The following is a 16,142-nucleotide window of genomic DNA, read 5'->3' on the forward strand; positions in this document are numbered from 1 at the left end:
CTACTCCGAATTCGGAAGGAAGTTGAGCATGGATCAGAAGAAAAGCAATATTAATCTCGTCGTTGCCGGTTTGCTGCTTGGCCTGTTCATGGCCTCGCTCGATCAGACGATCGTATCGACAGCAATGACGACGATTATCGAGAAACTAGGCGGATTGGATTATTTCATCTGGGTATATTCCGCATACATGATCGCAATGGTCGTCGCTACGCCGATTCTCGGCAAGCTGTCGGATATGTACGGACGCAAAAGGTTTTTCCTTGCGGGTCTGGTCGTGTTCCTCGTCGGCTCGATCCTGTGCGGAACGGCGCAGAACATGGTTCAATTGATCGTTTACCGCGCGCTTCAAGGGCTTGGCGGCGGCGCATTGATGCCGATCGCGTTCACGATGATCTTCGACTTGTTCCCTGCCGAGAAGCGCGGCAAAATGATGGGCTTGTTCGGGGCCGTGTTCGGTCTGTCTAGCGTGTTCGGACCGATCATGGGCGGCGCGATAACGGACAGCTTGAGCTGGAGATGGATTTTCTACATTAACGTGCCGATCGGCATTCTTTCGGTCTTGTTCATTCTTCGCGGGTATCATGAAGCGAAAGTCGTTAAGAAGCAATCGATCGACTGGGCGGGCGCGATTCTGCTTGCCGGTTGGATTCTGTTCTTAATGTTCGGGCTCGAGCTCGGCGGCACGGAAGGATGGGCATGGGGCTCCGCCAAAACGATATCGATGTTCGCTGCGGCTGCCGTTCTATTCGTAGCTTTCCTGTTCGTCGAGCGGGCGGCGAAAGAACCGATCATCAAGCTCAGTTTGTTCAAAACCCGGCTGTTCACGGGCAGCATGGGCATCAGCCTTCTGTACGGCGGCGTAATGATGGCCAGCGCAACGTATATTCCGCTCTTCATCCAAGGCGTATTCCATAAGACGGCTACCGAGACGAGCACGGTGCTTACGCCAATGATGCTCGGCGTCGTCTTGAGCGCGCAGCTCGGCGGCCGGATCGCCATCAAGTTCCGTTACCGCGACGTTATGCTGTTATCCGCATTGACGTTGATCGGAGGCTCGACTCTATTGGGCTTCGTCATGGATCCGTCGACTAGCCGCGCGTTGATTACGCTGTTCATGGTCGTCATCGGCCTCGGCATCGGCGTTTCTTTCTCCTTGCTGAACATCTCGACATTGGGCGCCGTACCGCCGCAATACAAAGGCTCCGCCTCGTCGCTTATCGTATTCTTCCGGACGATCGGCTCGGCGTTAGGCATAACGGTATTCGGAACGCTTCAGAAGCATGAGTTCCAGCAAGGCATCCAAGAGGTTAGCGGAATTCGGAACTTGCCCGGCGAAGTTTACGAGAGCGTTAAAGGCGGGCAGGCGCTTCTGAACGAGCAATTCCAACAAGCGTTGCCGAACGGAATGGTTGACGAGCTGCTGGGTAAGTTGTCGGATTCGATTCTGTTTATTTTCCAATGGTCCATTCTGCTGCCTATTCTTGCACTGGTGTTCATCTTCATGATGGGCCGCGCTCGAATGGAGATCGCCAAACCGGGCATGCAGGGCGCTCAAGGGCCGCAAAGCGGCGGGGCAACCGGCAAGCCTGAACCTTCTTACGATAAAGGTTAACCGCCATGTCCATGAAGCTGTTCATCTTGGGTTTGCTGATGGAGAAGGACCAGCACCCGTACGAGATTAGGCAGACGATCAAACAGCGCAATTGGAATATATCGTTCAAATTGAGGGACGGTTCGTTGTACTATGCGGTTGACCAGTTGCGGAACGATGGATGGATCGAAGCCGCGGAAGTGATCCCCGTACCGGGAGAAAGCCGTCCCGACAAGACGGTATACCGGATAACCGAACGAGGGAAATCGGAGTTCATGGCGCTCATGGTCAGCCAGATGGAACAGCACTCGTATCCGCAGCATCCGATGTTCGCCGCCCTGCCATTCATCAGGCATGCCGACGCGCGGGTCGTTGCGGAACACATCGAGAAGCATCTGGAGGCGTGCAAGTGTAAAATCGAGCATCTAGACCATATTCTCGAAGTCAAGCGTTCGATGCTGCCTCTCGGTTCGCAATATTTGATCGAAGGCATGAAGAGGTACAGCATGGCCGAGCGCTCTTGGCTGGAACAAATGCTCAAGGATGCCCAATCGGGCAGACTGACGGCGGCCAAAGGCAGCCAAGATGCGAGCCGAAGCCAGGATTGATGTTAAGAGAGCGTAAAGAGCGCATAAAGAGAGCATAAAGTTTTGCGTTCATCGCCGCGATGTCATCATTCATGACAGGAATTCGGATGATTCGAGTCGAATGTTACCGTCATAAGTCGCATGAAGCGAGAGGGGCATTCAACTTGCGGGATCATCCGAAAACGATTAAATCTTGGGTCATGTACGATTGGGCGAACTCCGCGTTCGCTACGACGATTATGGCGGCGGTCATGCCGATCTATTATATCGATGCGATCGGCGGAACGGACGCAGGCTGGGGATTTACCCAGTCGCTCGCCGGAGGTTTGATCGCGGTGATGTCCCCGCTGTTAGGGGCGATCGCGGATCACTCGGACAGGAAAATACCGTTTCTGCGGATATTCTCGCTGCTTGGCATCATCGCGAGCATGCTGCTTGCGATTCCGGGCGAGGGCGATATTTATCTGGCTTCGGCTTTCGTTATCCTCGGCATGATCGGATTCGGGGCAGGCAACACGTTTTACGATGCGCTATTGAACGATATTGCGTCCCCGGGCATGCGGGAGAAAGTAAGCGCGCGAGGCTTCTCCACGGGATACTTGGGCGGCGGATTGCTGCTGGCTTTGAACATCGTGATCATTCAAAAGCCGGCATGGTTCGGACTTGCCGACAGCACCGGGGGATCTCAGGTTTCTTTCGTCATGGTCGGCATATGGTGGTTCGTGTTCTCGCTTCCTTTGCTCACGAAGGTGAAGGAGCGCAATAAAGGCAACGCGGCTAAAGCCGGCGAGCAGGTGCTCGCCGGCTTAAAGCGTTTGCGGACGACGTTCGCGCAAATTCGCCGGTATCCCGAGCTTTGGAAGTTCGTGGTCGCCTATTGGTTTTTCTTCGATGGCGTGAATACGGTTATCGTCATGGCGGCGAGCTACGGGAAGACGATCGGGATCGAGACGGGGCCGCTGATTACCGCGTTGCTGATTACGCAGTTTATCGGATTTCCGGCAACGTATTTGTTCGGCAATCTTGCCGTTAGGCTTGGGCCTAAACGGATGCTGATCGCTTCGCAGGCGCTGTATATCGTCATTGTGGTGCTGGGTTATTTCATGACGAACGCCACGCACTTTTACATTCTTGCCGCGCTCGTCGGCCTCGTGCAGGGCGGATCGCAAGCGACTGCCCGTTCGATCTACAGCAAGCTGATTCCGGACGGCAGAGCCGCCGAATTCAACGGATTCCTTAGCGCGACGAGCCGGTTTTTCTCGTTTGTCGGGCCGCTCGTATTCGCGCTCGTCCGCGTGTTCTCCGATTCGAGCCGCACCGCGCTGCTGGCGATCGCCTTCTTTTTCGTCGTCGGGATGGTGCTGCTGACGTTCGTGAACACCGCCAAAGGCGAAAGGGAAGCAGTGCAAGCGGGGTAATTGATCGAACGCGACTGCGTCGGGAGTAGCCGAATAGCGGCATGTGGTGCCGGTAATGGCGCGAGAGTGACGGGAGAGTAGGAATAGCGGCACCGCATGCCGGTAATTCAAGGCACGATCGACTCGGCGAAAGTAATCCAAACCGTACCGCAAGCGCGTCCCGTCTCGTAGGACACGTCCCCGAGAAGCTCGGCGAACGCCAGTCGCTTTGGTTGCGAAGCGGATTCGTCCTTTTCTTCAAGCCATGCTAACGCTGCTGATGTTACCCCGAGGCTATCCTCGAGCGCGCGATCCCAGAGCTCGAATGCGCTTGAGCGATGAACGACGGTGCGGTCGCACGGGTCGATCCACGGGGAACGGGATTCGTTAAGCACGTCCCAGCGCGGCAGTCGCTTCGGCGGGGAGAAGGGAGCGATCTGTCCGAACAGCAGCTTGCCTTTCCATCCGCTCGGATCGAAGAATAGCCGCTGCGCTTGAACCATATGCCTCGCGGCTTCGTCAAGAAGCTCCGGCGTAACCTCCGAAGCGAGCGCAGGGTAATGTCGCGCGGATATACGGGCATAGGCTTCGCTGAATCCTCCGGGTAACCCGCCGCCGGCGTCGATCTCAGGCGCCGCAGGCGTGCTGCCGGTATGGATTCCCGCGCGCAGGCGCATGATCGCGGCGTCCATCGCGGTCTCGAAGCGTTGGTGGTGCCATCGCCGGAAGCCGGACAGACTGAACACGAACGGATGAAGATGGCGGTCGAGCACATGATGGAGCAGGTAACCTAGCGTATACGCAACGGCAACGTCCTTCATCGGCTTCCCGCGAACTTCATCGAACATCGAGAGCAGGAACGGTCCGCAACGCACGTTATGCTGCAACGTGCCGAGTCTATTAAGAGCGGTTGACGATTGCCATGGCAAAAACCGGTGATAGAATAGAAAGTCCGGGCCTTGGCAGCCAAGCTGAAAAGCGACTTTCCATTCCGCATCGAGCATCGTCTCGCCGCGGCCGAGCGCAGCCAATGTCTCCCGTCCGAACTGAATATGCGCCCACAGGTTAGGCATATCGTTGATCACCTCGTGCCCTCATTGTATCATCAGCAGGTATTCTCGCCTATGCTTCCCGTACTCCCCAACGACCAACGATACGCGTTTTTTCGACGGAAAATCGCCTTCGTTCCTTCGGAAGTCCCTATCTTTCTACAAAAATCAGTATACTTAACGGCATGATTTCAGTATAATGGGGGAAAGTGGTTACGGTAGCGGTTTCATTCCCAGGACATAAAGGGGCGGGATCAACATGAAAGCAGAATACATCAATCCATTTTTAGAATCCGCGCGCATGGTTATCGAACAAATGGTCCAGATCCGTCCCAGCACCGGTCAATTGGCCATCCGAGATATTAAGTTCCAGGACAATCACGTATGGATCCAAATCGGTTTGACGGGACAGATGAACGGAGATATCGTGTTTGGACTTAGCGAGTCCGTTGCACTCAAGATTATTTCTGCAATGATGGGCGGTTTCGTCATTACGGAGATCGACGATATGGGCAAGAGCGCGATATCCGAGCTGGGCAATATGATCAGCGGCAACGCAAGCACGATGCTGTACAATCAAGGCGTGCACGTCGATATTACGCCGCCGAGAATCGTCGATGCGAAGGTGACGACGTTCGGAACGAAGCGTGCGCTTGCCGTCCCGCTCATCATGGAAGGGATCGGCGAGCTGGAAATCCAAGTGCTGATCGCGTAACGCATATCGAACGTCAGGCTAACATACACTTACAATCGAAGAGCCCCGTCAGGGGCTTTTTCTATGGTTGCGATGGGCGAACGCTTATATCGGCTTGAGAGAGGGAATGAATATGGTATCGTTACAAGGCCGGGTCGTCCTGATTACCGGCGCGTCCAGCGGAATCGGCGCTTTGACGGCTAAGCTGCTGGCTAAGCGGGGGGCGATCCCCGTGCTTACGGCCAGGTCGCGGGACAAGCTGCTTCGATTATCCGAGACGATCGAGAGCGATCACGAAGTCTATGAGATGGACGTGTCTTCCGCAGAGCAGGTTGCTAGCGTTGCGGCTTCCGTTCATGCCCGCTTTGGTACGATAGATATTCTGCTCAATAATGCCGGTTACGGAGAGTTTATCTCTTTCGCGGAAGCGCCGCTCTCGCATTTTGAAGAGATGATGGACGTTAACTATATGGGAACGGTTCGTTGCACGCATGCCGTCCTGCCCTATATGCTGCAAGCGGGCTGCGGACATATCGTCAACGTGGCATCGCTGGCGGGCAAGATGGCGACCGCGAAGTCGACGGGCTACGCGGCAACGAAGCATGCGGTGCTTGGCTTCACGAACGCGCTGCGGCGGGAGCTTCGCGGAAGCGGGATTTACGTGTCGGCGGTCAATCCCGGGCCGATCGATACGCCGTTCTTCCGGCGAGCGGACCCGGAGGGGACCTACGTGCGCAACGTCAGGAAATTTATTTTGCAGCCGGACCGCGTGGCGGAGGCAATCGTCTCCGTCATGGAGCGAAGAACGGCGGAGCTGGACATGCCTTGGGCGGCAGGCGTCGGCGCTAAGCTGGCGCAACTGTTCCCGCGTACGGTGGACAAGCTGTTCGGCAAGTTTCTGAATAAGAAGTAGGGAAGTTAAGGAGCGGTTAAGATGGGATTCGGAGATTTGGGATTGAAGATAGAGCTAACGGAACGACTTGCCTCGGCGGGCATCGCGGAGCCGTCCGACGTGCAGAAGACGGCGATACCGGAACTGTTGTCCGGAAAAGACGGGGTTATCGTGTCCCCGACGGGAACGGGCAAAACGCTTGCGTATTTGCTGCCGATCTTGAATAAGATCGACGGTACGCGCCGCGACGTGCAGGCGATCGTGCTCGCGCCGACGCAAGAGCTGGCGATGCAAATTATGCGCGAAGCCGAGAAGTACGGGGAACCGCTCGGCATAAGAGCGGTAGCGCTCATCGGAGGCGCGTCGCTCGCCCGTCAACTGGAGCGGATGAAGACGAAGCCGGCGCTCGTCGTCGGTACGCCGGGCCGGGTACGCGAAGTGTCGCAGACGAACAAGCTGTCGCTGCACGCGGTCACGTTCGTCGTCGTGGACGAGACGGACCGGGTGTTCGCGCTCGGGGGCAAAAGCGATGTAGAGAACTTGATGAGACAATGCGCTCGCGAGCGGCAAACCGTATTCGTGTCGGCGACGCGCTCCGAAGCGATGAAGGAAGCCGAGCGAAGATGGCAGAAGGAGCCTTGGATCGCCGACATGGCGGCGGAAGGCAAAGACAACGGGCTGTCGCCAACTTTAAAGCACTGGTACTTCCTTGGCGACCGACGGGACAAAATCGAGCTCATCCGCAAGCTCGTTCGCCATATGAAACCGTCTTCCGCGCTGCTATTCGTCAACGATACGGAGAAGATCGGCGAACTGCTCGCGAAGTTGCGGTACGAAGGCTTCTCGGTCGATGCGCTGTACGGCGATACGCCAGGCCGTGAACGGGGCGAGGTCATGCAGCGTTTCCGCAAAGGCCGGACCGCGCTGTTGATCGCGACGGACGTCGCCGCCAGAGGGCTAGACATCCCGGGCTTGCCGCTCGTTATCCAGTATGAGCCGGCGCTCGACGCCGATCATTACGTGCATCGCGCGGGGCGTACCGCTAGAATGGGACGCGAGGGTACATCGATCACGCTGATTACGGCCCAGGAACGGTTCATCGTCGATAAGCTGGAGAAGCAGCTGAATATCAAGGTCGAGCCGAAGCTGCTTGCGGAAGGACGAGTTTTATCGCTGGAGGAAGCTGGCGTCCGCAGAAGCAAAGAATTCGAACGCAAGCTGCAAGGCGAAAGCGAGCGGAAGGATTCGCGAACGGCAAGCGCGCCTGACGGCGGCTCGAAGCTGTCGCAAGCCCGGGGTTCTGCGGCGGCAGCTCCGTCTAGAGCTCCGGCGGCAGCTCCGGCGAAGACGGCCAAGCAACCGGCGAAGCCGGTCAAGCCGAAGGCGGACAGACAGCGCGACCGGAAGAACAAAGGCGCGCCGAAATGGCTGAAGGAGAAACGGGAGAACGCCTCGGCACAACCGAATAAACCACAATAGCAACATAGGACCCATTACCCGGCTTTTGCTCGGGGAGTGGGTCCTTCCCTGTACTATGGTCTTATTTTTCCGCTAGGACCGCCGCATAGAAGACAACGACTCCGAATGTTATAGGCAGACGGTTAATCGCCGCAACTAACTTGCTTATAAGGAGTGTTATCGCATGACACAACAACCATCGGTGATGAAGAAAATGGCAGTCGCTTTGCTTGCGACGAGCATGCTCGCCGGAAGCGCTATGGGAGCGGCGGCAGCTAAACCGAAGGACAATGCCCCCCATGGAAAAGGCAATGCCTACGGTAAAATCAAATCTTCGTATAAATTGGAATTCAAGGACGTTAGCGAGAAACAATTACAGTGGGCGTACCAGAATATCATTCGCTTAGCGGCGAAAGGCGTATTCAGCGGATACGAGGATGGCAGCTTCAAGCCGCAGAACAATATTACCCGGGTCGAAGCTCTCGTAGCGGCCGTTCGTCTCCTCGGCTTGCAGGCAGAAGCGGAAAAACCGGAAAACATGAACGCGAACCTGAACTTCAAGGACTTCGACAAGCTTAAGAAGAAATACGGCTGGGCGGTCGGATACGTAGCGGTAGCGCTTCAGAACGATCTGTTCTCCGAGAACGACACCTCGATTAACCCTGAGCAACCCGCGACACGTCTGTGGGCATCTATCCTGCTGGTTAAGGCACTGAAGCTGGACAGCGAGGCGAAGGCGAAAATGGGCGCTGATCTTCCGTTCCGCGACGAAGACGAAATCCCGGCGGGCTCCGTCGGCTATATCGCCGAAGCGGTCGATAAAGGCTTGATCTCCGGCTACGAAATGCCGAAAAAGTGGAACGACTACGACGGCACCGATTCGAAGACGTACAAGGTTTTCCTGCCGAACAAGCCGGTTACCCGCGCCGAACTCGCCGCTTTGCTCGATCGCGTAGACGAGCAACTGCCGGAAAAGAACGATGCGCTCGCGATTACGGGCGTCGTGCAAAGCGTTGCGGGCGGTACGATTGCCGTGAAGAAATCCGACAATACGACGATAGCCGTAGCGCTTGATCCTAATGTCTTCGTCTTCCGCAACGGCGTCAAATCGCCATCGACGGCGATCGTAGCCGGAGACGAAGTGCTCGTCCGCACGTACGAAGGCAAAGCGGTGTTCATCGAAGTAACGAAGCTGGCGACTCCAATCGTTCAATTCGTCGAAGTTGGCAAAGTAGAAAGCTTTTCGCTGAACAGCCAGCAGAAGCTCGCGACGATTACGATGTCCGTGAGCGTCAACGGAGTGGCGACGTCCAAAATCTTGAACGTCGATCCTAACGTTACGATCTCCGGCGGCAACGGCATTCTCTCGTCGCAATCGATCATCGTCGCCAAAGGCGAGAACGGCGTCGTCAAGACGATCGAAATTCAAGGCGCGCAATAATTATTCATACGATCTAACGAATAACAGAGCGAACGCGTAGGGAAGGCTGCGCAGTCGCTCTGTTGTTCTATGCTCGGGCTCGTCTGGATAGCCTGCGGCTTCGGCTGCCGGGCTTTTTTTGTGCGGAGCGCGGCGTGTCGGTATAATGAGGGAATAGCATGTTTCGTTGGCAAGGAGGAATCATAGGTGACGTTGCCGCAACAACGAACGACGGTCCCGGCGCTCGAGATGAAGCGGCTGACCGGCGGTTACAGCATGCGGAAGCCGGTGCTGCACGAAGTGTCGATGATCGTTAATCCCGGCGAGCTCGTCGGCCTGATCGGATTGAACGGAGCGGGGAAGAGCACGGCGATCCGGCATATTCTTGGATTGATGGTTCCGCACAGCGGGGAAGTTCGGATTGCCGGAGCTACGCTCGAGAACGATCGGCAGCGTTACCGCGCGATGACGACCTACGTGCCGGAGCAGCCTTCGCTGTACCCGAATTTGACCGTGCATGAGCATATGAGATGGACCGCGATGGCGTACGGGTTGGAGCAAGAGTACTCCGAGAGGAAAATGGCCGAGCTTGCCGAGACGTTCCGGATGACCGAGGCGCTCGGTTCGTTGCCGGGCACGCTGTCCAAAGGGATGAAGCAGAAGGTGATGCTGATGAACGCCTTGCTCGTCTCGCCTCCGCTGCTCATCATCGACGAGCCTTTCTTGGGTCTTGATCCGCTAGCGATCAGAGGTTTGCTCGCGGCGTTGGAAGACGTTAGATCGAAAGGGAGCGCGATTCTACTAAGCTCGCATATTCTGCCTGCGCTCGAGCGAAGAGCGGATAAGCTGATCGTGCTCCATCGCGGGCGCGTGATCGCGGAAGGCGCTCCGTCGTCGGTGAAGACGCAGGCGCGATGCGAAGGTCCTGAGTCTACGCTGGACGACGCGTTCGAAGCGCTTGTGCTGGCAGCCGAAGGAGGAAGCGGACGTGGGTGATCGGACGAAGGAGCAGGCGGCGTTCCTGCGCGAGCTTCGTCAAAGCCGCGCGGCTTCCTTCCGAGGCGAGATCGTTCCCTACTTCCGTTACGTGTTCCAAAGCGGGTTCGGCTTGTTCGTATCGGCGTGTTTCTTCGCTGCGCTAATCTGGTACACGGATTTAATCAAAGCGGTACCGGAGGAGTGGCCGGTCCGGTCGGTTGGCGTCGCCGCGATAAGCATCGCTGTCGTCGTCGCGCCTTTGCGAACGTATTTGCGGGCGGCGGATACGGTGTTCCTGCTGCCGATGGAAGAGCAATTGGTTAGCCGCTATATCGGACCGGCAGTCAAAGGCGCGATCGTTGCGGGAGCGGGGCGCAGCTTGGTCGTTCTCGCGTTATATTCGCCTATTTATATCGGATCTTCGGCTATTGAGGGCGTCGCCAATGATCGTCCCTCAGAGCTTGCTACGCTAACGATTCTCATCGCGTTGATCGGCGGTTCGAACGCTTACGCCGGCTGGCGCGAGCGGCAAGTCGCCGCAGCCGGTTGGCGTACGGGGCTTCGAGCGATCCGATGGGCGCTAACCGTTACGGCTGTTGCCGCCCTGCTCTTCAAGCCGTTCTATTGGTCAATCCCTTTCTTGATTCTGTGCGCGGCCATTCCGCGGTTATTGTGGCGACTGCCTCGGCGGCATGCGTTGCCGTGGGAACGGCTCATCCAAGAGGAAGAGGCGACCCGCCGGCGGTGGATGGGATTCTTAGGCTGGTTCGTCGACGTGCCGACGGAGTCCGCGAAAGCCTATCAGCGGAAGTGGGTCGCGTGGCTCGGGGACAAGCTTGATTGGCGGCAAAGCCGGGCGTGGCATTATTTGTACGCCAAGACGCTGCTCCGCAGCGAGACGTTCGGAGCTTTCTTCCGCTGGTTCGTCGTGATGGGGGCAATCGTAATCGTATCGGACAATGAAATCGCCGACGCGGTCATTTACGCGGTAGCGTTGCTCATCGGCGGCATGCAACTGAGCGAGTTGAAGCGGGTACGATTCGTGGAGACGGCCGATGCGCTGCCGATCGCCGCGGATGGTCGCTTGCCTGCTGCAGCCGTCATTGCCCGCGTCGCCGGCCTGACGGCTGCAGCGGTGCTCGCCGTTGTAGCAGCAGCGACGGCAGGCGGCGAATTTAGCGGGGCAGCGGATTTGTGCGTGCTCGCGGCGGGGCTGCTATGGATAGGCTGGCTCATCCCGCGCCGGATCGCGAAGCCGGCGGAGGACGCGGACTGAGGGGAAGGATGACAGACGCTCCTGAGCGAAGGGGATAAGTTTAACGGCGCGGAGTAACCCGAAAAAAACGGGTAACACGCCCGAAACTGGCTCGCTTGCGCGGAGTAACCCGAAAAAAACGGGTAACACGCTCGAAACTGGCTCGCTTGCGCGGAGTAACCCGAAAAAAACGGGTAACACGCCCGAAACTGGCTCGCTTGCGCGGAGTAACCCGAAAAAATCGTGTAACACGCCCGAAACTGGCTCGCTTGCACGTAGTAACCCGAAAAAAACTTTCAACACGCCTGAAACTGGCTCGCTTGCGCGGAGTATCCCGAAAAAAACGGGGCACGCCAGCTCCTGAGCGAAGGGGATACCGATAAAAGGGCCGCGAAAACCAAAAACGCCTGAGCCGTTCGCAAGGAACGGTTCAGGCGTTCATTCATTTCGGTTACGCTTTGCCGGCTTTCACGTCGAGTACCGCGCTGTGGATGCGGTCGAACAAGTCGACCAGATCGGATTCCTCGGTACAGGAGAACGCGACGCGCAGATCGGAAGAGCCGAGCGCGATCGTGCCTACGCCGTACTCGTTAAGCAGCCGCTGGCGAACCGCTTCCGCGTCCACGGCCAGCTTCAAGCACATGAAGTAGCCGGAGTTGAAGGAGTAATACGGCATATCGTCGCCGTACTTGCCGCTGTCGAGCAGCTGCTTCACCTTGTTGGCGCGGGCTTTCATAATGTTGAACTTCTCTTGCTTCTGCGCTTCGAATTCCGGAGATTTCAGCGCGTGCAAGACGAACGTTTGGGAAGGATGCGAGCAGTTCGAGATCGTGGCGCGAATAATGCCGAGCGTCTTCTGCTCGAGCGCGGCCGATACGCCGTCCGGCAACCCGCCGTAAGTAATAAAACCTACGCGGAAGCCCCATACGTACTCTTCTTTCGTCGCGCCGTCGATTTTGATCGGGAGAATGCGCTCGTGCAATCCGCAAAGCTTGCCGAACAGCGATTCCTGCAACGAGTTCTCGAAGAAAAGTCCGAAATAGGCGTCGTCGGTCACGGTTACGACGTTAACGCCCGCATCCGCGGCGTCTTTGATGGCGGCGACGATCTCCCGTCCCTCCTCGGCGTCAGGCGTATAACCGGTCGGGTTGTTCGGGAAGTTCAGAATAACGATCGCTTTGCCTTTATCTTTCTGGGCGAGCAGCGCATCGCGCAGGCCGTCCGCGTTGAAGCGGTTATCCGCGTTGTAAAGCGGATAGTGGACCATCTCCGCGCCGCGGCGAATGCCGAAGGTCAACTCGTAGTTCTCCCAGTTTTTGTCCGGAATGACGATGGCGTCGCCGCTGTCCGCGAACAGGTCCGCTACGATGCTAAGGCCGTGGGTGAGCGCGTTCGTCACGATCGGCAAGCTCGTCTTTTTGCCGGCGATCGAAGGATTTTCCTTGATCATCTTCTCCAACCATACGGAACGCAGCTCGGGTTTGCCGGCCGGCGGCGCGTATTCGTAAATATCCTTAGGATCGTAAGAAGATAACGTACGTTGGATAACGTCCAAATGCATCGGTACGCCGTTCTCGGTCGCGATGCCGATCGTCGCATTGTAACGGTGCGCTTTCTGTTTCGCTTCTGCACCTTGGCTTAGAATGCCGATCTTAGGGAAATAGATCGCTTTTCCGAGGCCGGAAAGCATGCTCAAGACGTTGGGAGCCTGCGAGGCAATCGTATCGTTTAACTGTTGGGCGAGCGTATTCATCGTTCTCTTCCTTCCGGATTATCGTAATCAGAGCTCTTGGAGCCAAATGTTATTAGGAGATATTATACACCAACGGTAAGAGACCGTCATCTACATTGACAGAACATCCAAACACATATAAATTGGGGCTAGTAGACGAGTTGCAGCGGTGGGGGAGGAATTTGTCGTATGCTCAAGTTGGCGCCTTCGTCTTATGTGTTGCTTAGCGCATTCGCCAAAATCGTGTGCGAGCCGGGCTGGAAGTGGCAAAAGCGAGAAAAACCGCTTGCCAACTACGATTTATTCTATGTGTGGAGCGGCGAAGGGGAAGTTGTCTTGAACGGCAAGCCCTATAGGGTCGGCAAGGGCAGTTGCTTCCTGTTTCGCCCCGGCGATCATACGAGCGCCACGCACAACCCGCAGAAGCCTCTCGTGCTTACGTACATTCACTTCGACATCGCGGAGCCGGCCGAGATCGTCCCAGAACCTTACCGCGTGCTTGAAGACACGTTCGATTTCGAGCATATGCTCTCCCGTTACGTCCGGCTGTTCCTCGTTCGCACGTTCGCGGCCGAAGAAGAGGCGCGGCTGCTGCTCAAGCAGCTGGTCATCCACCTTCTCCGGGCGGATTTGGCGGAGCCGATCGAACGCAGGGCGAGCAATCAGCTCACCGAGAGCATTCACGAGATCGCCAACTACATTCAGCAGCACCCCGGCAACGCGCATCGGGTCGACGATTTGGCCGCCCGAGCGGGGCTGTCGACGCGATACTTCTCGATCAAGTTCAAGGAGTTGATCGGCGTCTCCGTGCAGACGTACATGATCCGTTCGCGGATCGAGCGTGCCCAGCATTTGCTCATGCATGCCGGCATGAACGTGACCGAGGTGGCCGACGCGCTTGGCTATCGCGATATTTTCTTCTTCAGCCGGCAGTTCAAACAATATACGGGCAAGAGTCCTTCGGAAATCAGATAAAACGCTCATGCCAACGTGGTCAAGACCCCATTTAGCGGACAATGAAAAACACCTAAGCAACAAACTGGCGTCGGTACTCAACCGGCGTCATTTTTTTAAGTCTTCTTTGCGGTCGAGAATGGTTATAAAACGCAATATAAGTTTCGATTCGCCTTTGTGCCTCTTCAACGCTTCGTATATCATAGAGGTAGAGCCCTTCCGTTTTGAGATGCGAGAAGAAGCTCTCCATTGAGGCGTTGTCATGACAATTGCCTCGGCGTGACATGCTGATTTGGGCGCCAACCTTTGGCAGCATGTCGTGGTATGCATAGGACGTGTACTGGAATCCTTGATCGCTGTGAACGATCAATCCAGACATGTCCTTTTGCTTTTCAAAGGCCTTCTCGAATGTCCGCAAGACGAGTTGGTTGTCGTTACGTAAGTCCATATGATGAGCGACGATTTCATTATTGAATAAATCTTTAACGACCGATAAATATAGCCAGGTATCCGCCACTCGAACCTGAGTGACATCTGTGACCCATTTTCGATTGGGCATGTTGGCTTGAAAGTCTCGCTTTAACAGATTCTCCACGACGCGCCCACCGACTGTTGACGCGTAGTTACAGCGGTGCTTACGCCGGATTTTAGAACGTATCCCGAGCTCCTGCATTAGACGTAGAACTTTCTTATGGTTAACCCATATTCCCTGTTCTTGAAAAAGGAAAAGCTGAAGCTGCCTATACCCGTATTTACCGTCATACTTCGTATATAAGGCCTGGATTCTTGCTTTGAGATCCNTATCTCGACTAGCCCCCTTACGCGCTAAATAGGCGTAGTAACCACTGCGCGAAACCTTAAATGCTTTGCAAAGCTCACTTACCGCATACCACTCTGACGCCTGCTCAATGGCCCTGTACTTTCGACGCACACCTCCCGCATCCAGATTTCCAAACACTTTTTTAGCATTTCATTTTCCCGTATCAAGCTTTGTAAGTGTCGATCTTGGTTGATGTATTCTGTTTTTCGGCCACGCCGATCCAATAACCCGAACTGCCCCAAGTTCCGATACTTCCGCATCCATTTTTTCATGCGATCTTGATCTGCAATCCCCAAATGTTCATTGATCTGACGATAAGTCCAACCTTCCTCAACATGGAGGCGAATTGCCTCTACTTTAACCTCATGCGTGTATCGCTTGAACTTCTGCCCCTTAACAGCCATAAAAAATGCACCCCCTAGAATTCATCGGATAAACCAGGGGTTTTTCCAATGTCCATTCTAAGGGGTGCACTCTAACGCACAAAAGAGCCCATTAGGGCTCTTTTGTCGTATTCCGCGCTATTCCACTTTCGCGAGCGTCCCGAGCTTTTCGCCCATCCGCACCCGGTCGCCGACATTCAGATCCGTACGCGGGGAGAGCGTTCCGTCCTGCGTCAACAGGACGATCGTGGAGCCGAATTCGAAGTAGGCGAGCTCTTGGCCGCGCTCCAGACGCGTCGGCCGCGGCTCGACGTATTTGATGCTGCTGACGTTCAAAGCGCCGACTTTCACGACGGCGGCCTCCCCGATGTCGTGGCTGATGTAAGTAACCAGCCGTTCATTGCGCGAAAGGACGCGGCGCATCTTCGTCAGTCCGAAATCGTTAACGGGATAAACGCGGCCGGGAATGTGTTCGGTTTCCACGATGTCTCCATCGCAGGGAGAATGAATCCGATGATAGTCGGTCGGACTTAAATAAAGCACCCAATAGTAACCGTGCGAATATTGCGAGATTCGCGGGGAACCGTTCAGCAGCTCGTCGATCGTATAGTCTTGGCCTTTGACTTGCAGCATAAGCCCTTCTTGGATCGTGCCGCATGCGGTGATCAGGGCGTCGACCGGACTGACCAGCGAATCCGGCGCCGCATCGACGGTACGGCTGCCCGGCTTCAGGCGGCGCGTGAAAAACTCGTTCAGCGAACGATACTCTTCCAGTTTCTTCTCGGCTTCTTCTATCGGGATTCGGTACATGGATGCGAATTTGGGTATCCATCTGCGGCTATAGGCCGATTTAGCGAAACGTCCCGTCAAGCGGGATATGAATTTGCGTGAAGACAGCTCCGTCATCATGCGCAGCAGCGGAAGTTTCATTG

Annotated in this window: 15 protein-coding genes; 10 read left to right on the forward strand and 5 right to left on the reverse strand. The window is 56.0% G+C overall.

Annotated features, from left to right (window positions below; genetic code table 11):
- The first annotated feature begins 28 nt into the window (after positions 1-28).
- The 3 genes from COHPA_RS0119680 (at position 29) to COHPA_RS0119690 (ending at position 3,596) form a co-directional block, all read left to right on the forward strand.
- A complete protein-coding gene (locus COHPA_RS0119680; RefSeq protein ID WP_027087860.1) occupies positions 29-1,612 on the forward strand; it encodes an MDR family MFS transporter in 1,584 nt (527 codons plus the stop codon).
- 5 nt (positions 1,613-1,617) lie between these two features.
- A complete protein-coding gene (locus tag COHPA_RS0119685; RefSeq protein WP_027087861.1) occupies positions 1,618-2,199 on the forward strand; it encodes a PadR family transcriptional regulator in 582 nt (193 codons plus the stop codon).
- A 71-nt stretch (positions 2,200-2,270) separates the two neighbouring features.
- Positions 2,271-3,596: an MFS transporter gene (locus COHPA_RS0119690; RefSeq protein ID WP_245590311.1), complete on the forward strand. Its 1,326-nt coding sequence runs from the start codon at positions 2,271-2,273 to the stop codon at positions 3,594-3,596.
- Between the two features lie 107 nt (positions 3,597-3,703).
- Here the strand turns inward: COHPA_RS0119690 and COHPA_RS0119695 are convergent, their stop codons facing one another.
- Complete coding sequence (locus COHPA_RS0119695) at positions 3,704-4,660, reverse strand: zinc dependent phospholipase C family protein (RefSeq protein WP_027087863.1); 957 nt, start codon at positions 4,658-4,660, stop codon at positions 3,704-3,706.
- A gap of 223 nt (positions 4,661-4,883) precedes the next feature.
- Here COHPA_RS0119695 and COHPA_RS0119700 point away from each other — a divergent pair, with 223 nt between their 5' ends.
- The 6 genes from COHPA_RS0119700 to COHPA_RS0119725 all read left to right on the forward strand — a co-directional run bounded on the left by COHPA_RS0119700 (position 4,884) and on the right by COHPA_RS0119725 (position 11,342).
- Entirely contained in the window at positions 4,884-5,339 is a 456-nt protein-coding gene (locus COHPA_RS0119700; RefSeq protein WP_027087864.1) for a chemotaxis protein CheX, read from the forward strand.
- Between the two features lie 112 nt (positions 5,340-5,451).
- On the forward strand, positions 5,452-6,231 hold the full coding sequence (locus tag COHPA_RS0119705) for an SDR family NAD(P)-dependent oxidoreductase (RefSeq protein ID WP_035121460.1): 780 nt from the start codon (positions 5,452-5,454) through the stop codon (positions 6,229-6,231).
- Positions 6,232-6,252: 21 nt separating this feature from the next.
- Positions 6,253-7,689 (forward strand): DEAD/DEAH box helicase, encoded by a 1,437-nt coding sequence (locus COHPA_RS0119710; RefSeq protein ID WP_027087866.1) that lies wholly within the window; start codon positions 6,253-6,255, stop codon positions 7,687-7,689.
- 163 nt (positions 7,690-7,852) lie between these two features.
- A complete protein-coding gene (locus COHPA_RS0119715; RefSeq protein ID WP_027087867.1) occupies positions 7,853-9,109 on the forward strand; it encodes an S-layer homology domain-containing protein in 1,257 nt (418 codons plus the stop codon).
- A 228-nt stretch (positions 9,110-9,337) separates the two neighbouring features.
- Positions 9,338-10,084, forward strand: coding sequence for an ABC transporter ATP-binding protein (locus tag COHPA_RS0119720; RefSeq protein ID WP_035121463.1), 747 nt, complete (start codon positions 9,338-9,340; stop codon positions 10,082-10,084).
- Positions 10,077-11,342: an ABC transporter permease gene (locus COHPA_RS0119725; protein WP_027087869.1), complete on the forward strand. Its 1,266-nt coding sequence runs from the start codon at positions 10,077-10,079 to the stop codon at positions 11,340-11,342. The genes COHPA_RS0119720 and COHPA_RS0119725 overlap by 8 nt, the downstream gene beginning before the upstream one ends.
- A 430-nt stretch (positions 11,343-11,772) precedes the next feature.
- Here the strand turns inward: COHPA_RS0119725 and COHPA_RS0119730 are convergent, their stop codons facing one another.
- Positions 11,773-13,074, reverse strand: coding sequence for an aminotransferase class I/II-fold pyridoxal phosphate-dependent enzyme (locus COHPA_RS0119730; protein WP_027087870.1), 1,302 nt, complete (start codon positions 13,072-13,074; stop codon positions 11,773-11,775).
- Between the two features lie 168 nt (positions 13,075-13,242).
- On the opposite strand from COHPA_RS0119730, the gene COHPA_RS0119735 reads away from it, so the two are divergent.
- Positions 13,243-14,028 (forward strand): helix-turn-helix domain-containing protein, encoded by a 786-nt coding sequence (locus COHPA_RS0119735; RefSeq protein WP_027087871.1) that lies wholly within the window; start codon positions 13,243-13,245, stop codon positions 14,026-14,028.
- Positions 14,029-14,080: 52 nt separating this feature from the next.
- On the opposite strand, the gene COHPA_RS0119740 is transcribed toward COHPA_RS0119735, so the two are convergent.
- The 3 genes from COHPA_RS0119740 to asd all read right to left on the reverse strand — a co-directional run bounded on the left by COHPA_RS0119740 (position 14,081) and on the right by asd (position 16,140).
- Positions 14,081-14,965 carry an IS3 family transposase gene (locus tag COHPA_RS0119740; RefSeq protein WP_084760823.1) on the reverse strand — a complete coding sequence of 295 codons (885 nt, stop codon included), beginning with the start codon at positions 14,963-14,965 and terminating at the stop codon, positions 14,081-14,083.
- Positions 14,887-15,231, reverse strand: a complete 345-nt coding sequence (locus COHPA_RS0119745) for a helix-turn-helix domain-containing protein (RefSeq protein ID WP_027085583.1) — start codon at positions 15,229-15,231, stop codon at positions 14,887-14,889. Before COHPA_RS0119745 ends, COHPA_RS0119740 begins: the two co-directional genes overlap by 79 nt.
- Positions 15,232-15,348: 117 nt before the next feature.
- Positions 15,349-16,140 carry an archaetidylserine decarboxylase gene (asd, locus tag COHPA_RS0119750; RefSeq protein WP_027087873.1) on the reverse strand — a complete coding sequence of 264 codons (792 nt, stop codon included), beginning with the start codon at positions 16,138-16,140 and terminating at the stop codon, positions 15,349-15,351.
- Positions 16,141-16,142 lie beyond the last annotated feature (2 nt).

The organism is Cohnella panacarvi Gsoil 349, from assembly GCF_000515335.1.
In the GTDB taxonomy this organism is placed as follows: Bacteria; Bacillota; Bacilli; order Paenibacillales; family Paenibacillaceae; genus Cohnella; species Cohnella panacarvi.